The following is an 11,585-nucleotide window of genomic DNA, read 5'->3' as shown; positions in this document are numbered from 1 at the left end:
TATGGCGGCTGAATCTTTAAACCCGGTCACAATACCGCTGCTGGGGCAGCGGTTAATTGAAGCGTCTGCGGGTACGGGAAAAACGTACACTATCGCCAGGCTCTATTTGCGTCTGTTACTGGGGCTGGGGGAAGGTGCGTTCAGCCGTCCGTTGTCAGCAGAAGAGATCCTGGTGGTGACGTTCACGGAAGCGGCAACCAATGAGCTGCGCGGGCGTATCCGTGAAAACATTCATTTACTGCGTATTGCCTGTCTGCGCGATGAGCAGGAGCCGAATCATGCATTTGCTCCTTTGCTTGCCCTTATCCCGGATAAGCAAATGGCGGCTCAGCGGCTGTTACTTGCTGAGCGCCAGATGGATGAAGCCGCCATTTTTACCATTCACGGATTCTGTCAGCGGATGCTGGCACATAATGCATTTGAGTCCGGCGTATTATTTGAGCAAACACTGATTCAGGATGAACATCCTATCCGCAGACAAGCGTGTGCGGACTTCTGGCGGCGTCATTGTTATCCGCTGCCGGTTGAGCTGGCAAGAGCCGTTACTCAGCTCTGGTCAGGTCCTGATGCATTGTTACGGGATATCTATCCCTGGTTGCAGGGAGAAGCGCCCCGGATCACTGATGCACCGGAGTCAGATGAAACATTACTTTCCCGCCATCAGAAAATCATTACCGCCATTGATGAAGTTAAGCTGCAATGGCGGGAAAGTGATGTTGATTTTGTCAGTCTGATTCAGGATTCAGATCTGAACAAAAGCAGTTACCGCGCCAATCTGGTGCCGGGATGGATTGCCGGTATCAATGACTGGGCAGAAGAGCGGGTAACCACTCACTATGCATTGCCGAAAAATCTTGAACGTTTCAGTCAGACTGTTTTGTGTGAGAAAACCAAAAAAGGTGGTACATCACCGTCTCACCCGGTTTTTTCTGCCATAGAAACCCTGGCGGAGCAGGCACTGACGCTTGAGGATGTGCTTTTCACCCGCGCGGTGTATGAAATCCGTCAGACAATTGCGCAGGAAAAACAGATACATGGTGAAATGGGGTTTGATGATCTGCTGACCCGGCTTGATGAGGCATTGCGCCGTGAGAATGGTGCATTATTGGCGCAAACGCTGAGAAAACGTTTTCCGGTCGCCATGATTGATGAATTCCAGGATACCGACCCGCAGCAGTACCGGATCTTCCGGACAATTTATCAGGATGATGCCGCACACCGTGATGAGGATATGCAGGCAGAACCCGGCGGACTGTTGTTTATCGGGGATCCGAAACAGGCCATTTATGCGTTCCGTGGCGCTGATATTTTTACCTATATCAAAGCCCGGCATGATGTCAGTGCGCATTACACGCTGGGAACAAATTACCGCTCTGCAAAAACGATGGTGGACGGGGTAAATAAACTGTTTTTACAGGCAGATGAACCCTTCTGTTTTAAACAGATCCCGTTTCAGCCGGTGATGCCTGCCCCCGGGAGTGATGAACTGGCTTTTGTTATTGGCGGAAAAACACAACCGGCGATGCAATTCTGGTGGCAGAGCGCAGAAGGTGTCAGCAGTGGTGACTATGAGCGGACAATGGCAGCTGTATGCGCCGGGCAGATCCGGGACTGGTTACAACAGGGGCAGAGCGGTACTGCATTACTCGGGCGTGGTGGTAAGCAGCGTCCGGTGAGTGCCGCAGATATCACTGTTCTTGTGCGCAGCCGCCGCGAAGCACAACTGATAAAAGATGCGCTGAATCAGCTTGCTATCCCGTCGGTCTTCCTCTCAAACCGGGACAGTGTTTTTGATACACCGGAAGCACGTGAATTGCTGTGGCTGTTACAGGCGGTGCTGAGTCCGGAAAAAGAACGCTTGCTGCGCAGTTCACTGGCATCGGGATTATTCGGTCTTAATGCCCCTGATATGGATGAGCTGAATCACGATGAAACAGCATGGGATGCGCTGGTGGACGAGTTTGCCGGTTATGGACAAGTCTGGCAGCAGCAGGGCGTGCTGCCGATGCTGCGCACGGTATTCAGTCAGCGGAAGGTTGCTGAAAATCTGCTTGCCGGTCAGGAGGGCGAGCGGCGGCTGACTGATATTATGCATATCGGTGAATTGCTTCAGGAAACATCACAGACGCTGGAAAATGAACACGCGCTGGTGCGCTGGCTGGCACAACAGGTATTGCGTCCGGATGCGCAATCCGAAAGTCAGCAGATGCGTCTGGAAAGCGACCAGAATCTGGTGCAGATCTGTACTATTCATAAATCAAAAGGGCTGGAATATCCGCTGGTCTGGCTGCCGTTCATCTGTAATTTTCAGGCAGGCGGGCAGCGCCTTTATCATGATGAAACCACTTTTGAACCATGCCTGACCCTTTCACCTGATGACAATCAACTGGCGCTGGCAGATAAAGAGCGCCTGGCGGAAGATCTGCGACTGCTTTATGTCGCGGTTACACGGGCGGTTTATCATTGCAGCCTTGGTGTCGCGCCCATCATGAAAGGGAACCGCAAGAAAGCAGGGAATACCGATTTACACCTCTGCGGGCTGGGGTATCTGATACAAAATGGTCAGGCGTGTGACAGTGAAACTCTGTTCGGGCGGCTGACCGCGTTTTGTCAGGGAGATGACTCCCTGGAACTGACTCCGGTGCAAGGGCAGACGCTCACGCCGTGGGAGCCGCAAGCCCGTCCGCCGGTATCTCTGGCAGTGAAAGCCTTTACCCGTGAAATCCGCGGACAGTGGCGGGTAACCAGCTACAGCGGTCTGAGTTACGGCGCTGCATCCGGCGGCAATGCGTATACACAGGACAGGCAGGAAGAGATGATGTCGATGATCCGCGCACTCAGTCCGGACATGGATACAGAAACAGCCGGTGAAATACAGGCGGAAGCCGGATCTGAACTGACCGCCTATACGTTTCCACGTGGCGCACAGGCGGGAACATTTCTTCATAGCCTGTTTGAAGCACTTGAATTTGATAGTGAGCCCTCACTTGAGTGGCTGAATGACCAGTTATTATCGTTCGGTTTTTCCGTTCACTGGGCGCCGTTCCTGCAATCCTGGTTTACTGAACTGCTGAATACCCCGCTTTGTGAGGGTGGATCGGCGCTGAGACAAATTCCGGCACAACTGAAGCAGGATGAAATGCAATTTTTCCTGCCGATTGAAAGTGAGCTGAGCGCGCCCGGGCTGGATGCACTGATGAGAGCCTTTGATCCGCTGTCAGAACGGGCGCGTCCGTTGGATTTCACTACGGTGACCGGGATGCTGAAAGGCTTTATTGACCTGGTATTCTGCCATGACGGCAAATATTACATAGCGGACTATAAATCAAACTATCTCGGTGACAGTGCTGCTGATTATCAACAGGCAGCACTGGCGGACGCGATGATTGAGCACCGTTATGATTTGCAGTATCAGCTTTATACCCTGGCATTGCACCGCTATTTACGCCACAGATTGCCGGATTATAACTATGATGTGCATTTCGGCGGCGTTTATTATTTATTTCTGCGCGGAATGACACCCGCGCATCCCGGGCAGGGAATTTATTTTTACCGGCCGGAACAGGCATTTACAGAACAGCTGGATGCGATGTTTAAAGGGGAGACAAGTAAATGAATGCTCACTTACAAACATTATGTGCTGAGCAGATCCTGCGCCCTTTAGATTGTCAGTTCGCTGCTATGCTGGCAGCGGATGATGCACCACTGCTGCAATTAATTTTTGCACTGCTCAGTGCGCAGACCGGATCGGGACATGTCTGTCTGCCGTTATCCCGCGTTGCTCCGCTGATGGAGCCGGGTGGGCGGCACGCCGAACTATTACAATCAGTCTGGCAGGTGCTGGGTGAGCCGTCAGTTGCAGAGATTGGATCTGTACTCAGTGTATCTGATGCAGTTAGTGATGGCTCACTTCCCACACCCGTTGTGTTATCCGGCACTAATTTGTATCTGCACCGTATGTGGCAGTATGAATGTCAGGTCGCAGCGTATTTTTCACAGCCACAGCCGGTCACGCAGGACCCGGAAAGTATCCGCCCGTTGCTGGATGCGCTGTTTAGTCAGTCAATGCCGGAAACTGACTGGCAAAAAGTGGCGGCAGCGGTGGCGGTCAGCAGTCAGACTGCTGTTATCTCCGGAGGACCGGGAACCGGGAAAACCACAACGGTTGCCCGTATTCTGGCAGCATTGGTGCAATCAGCACCCCGTCAGTTACTGATTGAACTGGCTGCCCCGACCGGTAAAGCGGCGGCTCGCCTGACTGAATCACTTGGTTCGGCGATTGAACAACTGATACTGACGGATGAGCAGCGCGCGATGATGCCGGAGCAGGCAAAAACCCTGCACCGTTTGCTGGGCGCACAGCCGGACAGTCGCCAGATGCGCCATCATCAGAAAAACCCGCTGCCGCTGGATATTCTGATTGTTGATGAAGCATCCATGGTTGATTTACCGATGATGGCGGCACTGATCGACGCGTTGCCGCCGCAGGCAAGGCTTATTCTGCTTGGCGATAAAGATCAGCTCGCCTCAGTTGAAGCGGGGGCGGTTCTGGGGGATATCTGCCGTTTTGCCAAAGAGGGATATACACCGGAAAGACGTCAGGCGCTGGAAGCCATGACGGGCTGTACCCTGCCGGAAACGGCACCGGCTCATTCTGTAAATGTGCAGGATCACCTTTGTCTGCTGCGTAAAAGTTTCCGTTTTGATGAAAATTCCGGGATTGGTCAGCTGGCAACTGCCGTCAACCAGGGCGATGCGCGGGAAACCATGGCTATTCTTAACGGGCAGCGCACTGATGTCCGCTATGTACCGCTGGAGGATGAAAATGGTTATCCGCAGGTACTGACCGATACTATGACCGGGTATCTGCCGTTTCTTGCGCTGGTAAAAAAACAGGCAGAGCCGGCGGTTGTTCTGAATGCCTTTAATCAGTTCCGGTTATTGTGTGCCCTGCGCGAAGGTCCGTTCGGTGTGGAAGGGCTGAATGAGCGTATTGAACGTCTGTTGCATCAGCAGGGGCATATCCGGCGTCCTCTTATTCACCGGCTGCGCGGTTATCACGGAAAACCGGTGATGATCAACCGCAATGACAGCCCGCTGGGGCTGTTTAACGGGGATATAGGCATTATGCTGCGGGATGATAAGAATGAGCTTCGTGTACATTTTCAGTTGCCGGACGGCACGATAAAAAGTATTCAGCCGAGCCGGTTACCGGCTCATGAAACGGCGTATGTGATGACAGTGCATAAATCCCAGGGATCTGAGTTTACTCATACCGCGCTGGTGCTACCGGTACAAATATCACCGCTGGTCAGCCGCGAGTTACTGTACACCGCTCTGACGCGGGCAAAGCAATTCCTGACTGTTTACAGCCGGGAAGAGTGCCTGCGCCGCGCAGTTAAAACCCCTACTCAACGTTACAGCGGGCTGAGTGAGAGGTTACGCTGAACAGTGATAACCGGCAGTCGGTTATTTAAAATCCAGAATAAGAATTTTTGAGCGCCGCTGATAGTTGTACATTTCCTGTTTTTTGACCGGCAGGTTTTCAATTTCTGCCGGTACAAACCCGCGCTCCTGAAACCAGTGAATACTGCGGGTAGTGAGAACAAACAGTTTTTCCAGCCCTGCCAGTTTTGCCTGTTGCGTTATCCGGTTGAGTAATTCTTCGCCCCGCGCAGAACTGCGGTAGTCAGGATGTACTGCCACACACGCCATTTCGCCGATTTTTTCTTCCGGATACGGATAGAGTGCGGCACAGGCGATCGTGGTGTTATCGCGCTCAACAATTGTAAATTTATCGATTTCCATTTCCAGTTGTTCGCGTGAGCGGCGTACCAGAATACCCTGCTGCTCCAGCGGGCGGATAAGCTCGAGTATCCCGCCGATATCATTGATATTTGCTCTGCGGGTTTGCTCCGCACTTTCCATCACGACCTGGGTTCCGATTCCGTCACGGGAGAACAGCTCCTGAATAAGTGATCCGTCATCCTGATAACTCAGAAGATGGCTGCGTTTTACACCACGGCGGCAGGCTTTGATTGCCCCGCGCAAAAAACGGACAGTCCCGGAATAGTAATCACCGCTGCTTTCCATTTCCTGCACATAGTGCTCGGCGTCATTTGGGTGCATTTCGGAGATAATCGCGCCGTTATCGGCAACCACACCTTGTGCAGAGCAAAAGCCAATCAGTTTTTCGGCTTTAAGTTTGACGGCAATTTGTGTGGCAATTTCTTCGGAGGTCAGATTAAAACTTTCGCCGGTGACAGAAACGGCGACAGGGCCAATCAGTATAATGCCGCCATTATTCAGTTGCCGGTTGATCGCATCTTCATCAATCCGCCGGATGCGCCCGCTGTGACAGTAATCAACACCGTCGTCAATGCCAAGCGGCTGGGCAATAACAAAATTACCGCTGACCACATTAATATGCGCGCCCTGCAGCGGCGTATTATTCAGGCACATTGACAGGCGGGCGGTGATATCCAGCTGTAATTGCCCTGCGGCTTGTTTGACAAGCTCAAGTGTACGAGCATCTGTTACGCGGGTATTCTTGTGATAAACCGGCTCACACTGATGAGCCAGCAGATTTTTTTCAATTTGCGGGCGGGCACCATAAACGACAATCAGGCGGATACCTAAGCTGTGCAGCAGGCCGATATCATTAACAATGTTAGGAAAATTTTCATGCTCGATGGCTTCGCCGCCCAGCATAACCACAAATGTTTTGCCATGATGGGCATTGATATAGGGAACTGACTGACGGAAACCGTCCACCAGTTCGATACTGCGCTCTTTCATAACACCCTCACAAATGAATTTTTATTCGTAATTTATGTATTTTTATTCTTTTTGTGAGGGAATAGCAAGCCCAAATTTTTGGCGGCAGAAAAGAATTGATCTGAGTTTGTCTGAATTATCGCCATATAAGCTAAAAATCCATAATGACAGGGCGCAAATGATTAGATAAAGTGCCGCTTAAATTATTTAAGAATAAATAGTTCTGTTTTCTTAATTTCGTTGGTTTTCCGGATATACCTTTCGGCAATATTGATGTGATTTACGCTATGGATATCTTTTCATGAGTCATTCTGAACACGATGCGTCACGCCGTCTGTTGCTCAAAGGTGCAGCGGCATTTTGTCTGCTGAGTATCAGCCCGTTCGGGTTTGCGGCTTCATCGCAAATCGTGGCGGTGCGTATCTGGCCGGCATCCAGTTATACCCGTGTGACTATTGAGTCTGATAGTCCGCTGAAATATAAACAATTTACCCTGCAAAACCCTGAACGTGTTGTTATCGATCTGAAAAATGTGCATCTCAACAGCGTGCTGAAAGGGCTGGATAAGCAGGTACAAAACCGGGATCCACACCTGAAACTTGTCCGCATCGGACAAAATGATCCGCAGACTGTCCGCCTCGTGTTTGAAGTGAAACAGGCAATGAGTCCGCAGGTGCTGGAACTGACCCCTGTGGCTGAATTTAAAAATCGCCTTGTGCTTGATTTTTATCCGAAAAATGGCAGCAGAGAAGAAGACGATCCGCTGCTTGCATTGCTGGAAGATTACAACCGGGGTGACCTGGAAGAGAGCCTCCCGCGTGAAACGCCGAAACCGGGCAAAGCGGGTAAAGACAGACCGATTGTGATTATGATTGATCCCGGCCATGGCGGGGAAGACCCCGGGGCTATCGGTAAGTACAAAACGCGGGAAAAAGATGTGGTGCTGCAAATGGCACGCCGCTTAAAGTCCCTGATTGATCGCGAGCCGGGTATGCGGGCCTATATGACGCGCAACGAGGATGTGTTTATTCCGCTGTCAGTGCGTGTGGCGAAAGCGCGCAAGATGCGGGCGGATCTCTTTGTCTCTGTCCATGCGGATGCGTTTACTGATCGTTCAGCCAGAGGTTCGTCCGTTTTTGCGCTGTCGACACGCGGAGCAACCAGTAATACCGCAAAATTTCTGGCACAAACCCAGAATGATGCCGACAGAATTGGCGGCGTAAGCAAAAGCGGTGATAAATATCTCGATCAGACCATGTTTGATATGGTGCAGAGCGCGAGTATTAAAGATAGCCTTAAATTTGGCTCGGAAGTTCTCAAGCGGATGAACACAGTTAATAAACTGCATAAAAAAACAGTCGACCAGGCTGGGTTTGCAGTATTGAAAGCACCGGATATTCCATCCATTCTGGTGGAAACCGCCTTTATCAGTAATATTGAGGAAGAGCGTTTACTGAAAACGGCGAAATTCCAGCAGGAGATGGCGAATTCTGTTTTCCAGGGTATCAAAGCGTATTTTGCAAATGGTGGCGCTGTCGCCCGCAGGGATTAAAAATAGTGTGTGTCACAAGGATGTGGCACTGAAACGGTTTACAGTGAGGTGTAATTAGAATTGAAATGCAGATTTTAGTAAATCAGGATAACGTCAGAATGGAATAGTATTCAGGGAATTTTGACAAATAATGTCGGTATAAGATTGGTTGCGGGGGCCGGATTTGAACCGACGACCTTCGGGTTATGAGCCCGACGAGCTACCAGACTGCTCCACCCCGCGTCCGAAAAGTTAATGATGATAAGTGTTGGTTGCGGGAGCCGGATTTGAACCGACGACCTTCGGGTTATGAGCCCGACGAGCTACCAGACTGCTCCATCCCGCGTCCGAATATCATTAACTTGGTACTGATTACATCTCACAGAAGCTATTGGTTGCGGGAGCCGGATTTGAACCGACGACCTTCGGGTTATGAGCCCGACGAGCTACCAGACTGCTCCATCCCGCGTCTGTGAGGCGCTTACTATACTCAGGAAATACACGGTTGCAAGTTATTTATTGATAAAAAGCTATCTCTTTCCCTGTTTTGGTTGATTATCCCTCTCATTGTATGTTTTGAATACAATTATACCCTTATTCATTCAAACTGCATGTTCGTTGTCGGAACGACGCCCGCCGGGGCACATAGTTGTTTATCTATGCTCTCCGACGGTCTTCCCTTACCGCCTGCCTGCATCCTGAAGCCTGATTATTGTTTATTAACGGTTCCGTAAATCGGTTGCATAATAAAAGTGATTTGCTATCGTTTGCACTTAAATTAAGTTAATTCACATTATTTATTATTCATTGGCGGATAAGTATGAACAAAACCGGCAGGTTTTTGTTGTGCGGCGTGATGTTCTCTCTGTTAGTCGGCTGTCAGTCGCATCCGACAGATAAAGGTCAGCAATATAAAGATGGTCGTCTGACGCAGAATTTACAGGAAGTGGCGGGTATTAACAGTCCCGGGAACCCGGTGAATGGTGCTGATTTCCTTAAACAGGTTGATGCAGTTAAAACGGCGTCGCCGCGTTTGTACAATGCGAATAATGAAAACTTCCGCGCGGTCGAAAACTGGCTGCGCTCAGGTGCCGATCCCGCGCAGTTACGTCAGTTCAATCTCCACAGCTATCAGATGGAAGGAAAGGACAACTACGGAAACGTCCAGTTTACCGGCTATTACACCCCGGTTGTGCAGGCGCGTCATACCCGTCAGGGCGAATTTCAGTATCCTATCTATCGTATGCCGCCGAAAAAAGGCAGCCGCCTGCCGAGCCGTGCTCAAATCTATGCAGGCGCACTAAGTGACAATTATGTGCTGGCATACAGTAACTCGCTGATGGATAACTTCCTGATGGATGTACAGGGCAGTGCTTACATTGATTTCGGTGATGGTTCTGAGCTGAATTTTTTTGCCTATGCAGGGAAGAACGGACACGGTTATACCAGTATCGGACGGGTACTGATTGAGCGTGGTGAGGTCGAAAAGAAAGACATGTCGATGCTGGCTATCCGTCAGTGGGCAGATAATCACTCCCCGCAGGAAGTACAGGAACTGCTGGAGCAAAACGCGTCTTTTGTCTTTTTCTCACCAAAACAGTTTGCGCCGGTGAAAGGGGCGAGTGCCGTTCCTTTGATTGCAAAAGCCTCTGTGGCATCAGACAAAAACCTGATCCCGCCGGGAACAACTTTGCTGGCAGAAATTCCGGTGCTGGATAATCAGGGTAACTTTACCGGGCGTTATGATATGCGCCTGATGATTGCGCTGGATGTCGGCGGCGCCATAAAAGGACACCATTTCGATATTTACCATGGTATCGGGCATGATGCGGGGATGATGGCCGGATTTTATAACCATTACGGGCGCGTATGGGTATTGAAGAAAGGCACACCGCCGATCTTAAATCCGGTTCTGTAGTCTTTTTTCTGTCCGGTGTATACTGACAGGGTATACACCGACAGCCTTTCTCTGTTGTTTCCGTGACTTTTACCGCAGGTTCCCGATTATGCAAAATCTTTTATCTGACGCTTACCTGCAACGCTTTGCGGGTATTGGCCGCCTTTATGGTCAGCAGGCGCTTCATTTATTTGCCCGTTCTCATTTCTGTGTTATCGGCATCGGCGGTGTAGGATCCTGGGCGGCGGAAGCACTGGCACGTACCGGGATCGGAGCGATCACTCTGATTGATATGGATGATGTTTGCGTGACAAATATTAACCGGCAGATCCACGCGATGCAGGGAACAATCGGGCAGCCTAAGATTGAGGTAATGCGTGAGCGGATCCTCGCGATCAATCCTGAATGTCAGGTGCATTGTGTGGATGATTTTGTGACGGCGGATAATGTACCGGAAATGATGCAGCCCGGGTTTGATTATGTGATTGATGCGATTGACAGCATTCGCCCGAAAGCCGCGCTGCTGGCGCATTGCCGTCGCAATAAAATTCCGCTGGTCACAACCGGCGGGGCAGGCGGACAGATTGATCCGACACAGATTCAGGTCGCTGATCTGGCGAAAACACTTCAGGACCCGCTGGCCGCAAAACTGCGTGAGCGCCTGAAATCAGAGTATGGCGTGCTTAAAAACAGCAAAGGGCGGTTGGGGATTGAATGTGTTTTCTCAACAGAAGCATTGCGTTATCCGCAGGCAGACGGCAGTGCAGTCTGTGGCATGAAGAATACGGCAGAAGGCAGTATGCGGATGGATTGTGCCGCGGGTTTTGGCGCCGCCACCGTTGTGACGGCCTCATTCGGGTTTGTTGCGGTATCTCACGCCCTGAAAAAACTCATGGCAAAAGCTGCGCGTGCTGCGGCTGAATAAAGTGCCGGTCAGGCGCTGAATTTTTGTGCAATAATATGTGCGGCATTAATCAGTGCCGCAATACCATTGCGCCGTGACTGACTAAGCTGATCGCTTAGTTTGTATTGTTCAAAAATAACCGGCAGATCAAGAGATAGCAGCTCTGCGGGCGTCAATCCTTCAATCTCTGTCAGCAGAACCGCGAGTAGCCCTTTGACAATCCGCCCGTCACTGTCACCCCAAAAATGCAGTGTGCCGTTACTGTTCAGTGCGCCAGCCAGCCAGACCCGGTTTTCACAGCCTTTAATTTCGGTATCCCCGGTTCTGTTTTCCGGCGGCAGTGTCGGTAACTGACGGGAAAGTATGACTAACTGACGATACTTTTCTTCCCATGAGTGACAGGCGGAAAATGTTTCTGCGAGTTGTTCACGACGAATGTTGTGACCAAAAGGATGTGCCGGAAATACATGTGTCAT

7 protein-coding genes and 3 tRNA genes are annotated in these 11,585 nt (G+C 50.8%); 5 read left to right on the top strand and 5 right to left on the bottom strand.

The genetic code is table 11. From position 1 onward, the window contains the following. The first annotated feature begins 1 nt into the window (after window position 1). Together recB and recD are read left to right on the top strand one after the other, a co-directional pair. Window positions 2–3,616 (top strand): exodeoxyribonuclease V subunit beta, encoded by a 3,615-nt coding sequence (recB, locus tag ACMHKJ_RS12390; RefSeq protein WP_413494303.1) that lies wholly within the window; start codon window positions 2–4, stop codon window positions 3,614–3,616. After that, window positions 3,613–5,448 (top strand): exodeoxyribonuclease V subunit alpha, encoded by a 1,836-nt coding sequence (gene recD, locus ACMHKJ_RS12385; protein WP_413494301.1) that lies wholly within the window; start codon window positions 3,613–3,615, stop codon window positions 5,446–5,448. Before recB ends, recD begins: the two co-directional genes overlap by 4 nt. A gap of 21 nt (window positions 5,449–5,469) precedes the next feature. On the opposite strand, the gene argA is transcribed toward recD, so the two are convergent. After that, the gene (gene argA, locus ACMHKJ_RS12380; protein WP_413494300.1) at window positions 5,470–6,798 is read right to left on the bottom strand and encodes an amino-acid N-acetyltransferase; all 1,329 of its coding nucleotides are present in this window, start codon (window positions 6,796–6,798) and stop codon (window positions 5,470–5,472) included. 280 nt (window positions 6,799–7,078) lie between these two features. Between argA and amiC the strand changes: the two genes are divergently transcribed. Beyond that, the gene (amiC, locus tag ACMHKJ_RS12375; RefSeq protein ID WP_413494298.1) at window positions 7,079–8,329 is read left to right on the top strand and encodes an N-acetylmuramoyl-L-alanine amidase AmiC; all 1,251 of its coding nucleotides are present in this window, start codon (window positions 7,079–7,081) and stop codon (window positions 8,327–8,329) included. A gap of 145 nt (window positions 8,330–8,474) precedes the next feature. Here the strand turns inward: amiC and ACMHKJ_RS12370 are convergent. The 3 genes from ACMHKJ_RS12370 to ACMHKJ_RS12360 all read right to left on the bottom strand — a co-directional run bounded on the left by ACMHKJ_RS12370 (window position 8,475) and on the right by ACMHKJ_RS12360 (window position 8,777). Continuing rightward, a tRNA-Met gene (locus ACMHKJ_RS12370) sits at window positions 8,475–8,551 on the bottom strand. Between the two features lie 26 nt (window positions 8,552–8,577). Continuing rightward, window positions 8,578–8,654, bottom strand: a tRNA-Met gene (locus ACMHKJ_RS12365). A gap of 46 nt (window positions 8,655–8,700) precedes the next feature. Continuing rightward, window positions 8,701–8,777: transfer RNA gene (locus ACMHKJ_RS12360), tRNA-Met, on the bottom strand. 351 nt (window positions 8,778–9,128) lie between these two features. Between ACMHKJ_RS12360 and mltA the strand changes: the two genes are divergently transcribed. Together mltA and tcdA are read left to right on the top strand one after the other, a co-directional pair. Beyond that, window positions 9,129–10,226: a murein transglycosylase A gene (mltA, locus tag ACMHKJ_RS12355; RefSeq protein ID WP_413494296.1), complete on the top strand. Its 1,098-nt coding sequence runs from the start codon at window positions 9,129–9,131 to the stop codon at window positions 10,224–10,226. An 88-nt stretch (window positions 10,227–10,314) separates the two neighbouring features. Next, window positions 10,315–11,130, top strand: a complete 816-nt coding sequence (gene tcdA, locus ACMHKJ_RS12350; protein WP_413494294.1) for a tRNA cyclic N6-threonylcarbamoyladenosine(37) synthase TcdA — start codon at window positions 10,315–10,317, stop codon at window positions 11,128–11,130. Between the two features lie 8 nt (window positions 11,131–11,138). On the opposite strand, the gene csdE is transcribed toward tcdA, so the two are convergent. Beyond that, the gene (gene csdE, locus ACMHKJ_RS12345) at window positions 11,139–11,585 is read right to left on the bottom strand and encodes a cysteine desulfurase sulfur acceptor subunit CsdE (RefSeq protein ID WP_413494495.1); all 447 of its coding nucleotides are present in this window, start codon (window positions 11,583–11,585) and stop codon (window positions 11,139–11,141) included.

It is taken from the genome of Morganella psychrotolerans (genome assembly GCF_965118875.1).
GTDB classification, from domain to species: domain Bacteria; phylum Pseudomonadota; class Gammaproteobacteria; order Enterobacterales; family Enterobacteriaceae; genus Morganella; species Morganella psychrotolerans_C.
This window is presented reverse-complemented; position numbering and strand designations above follow the sequence as displayed.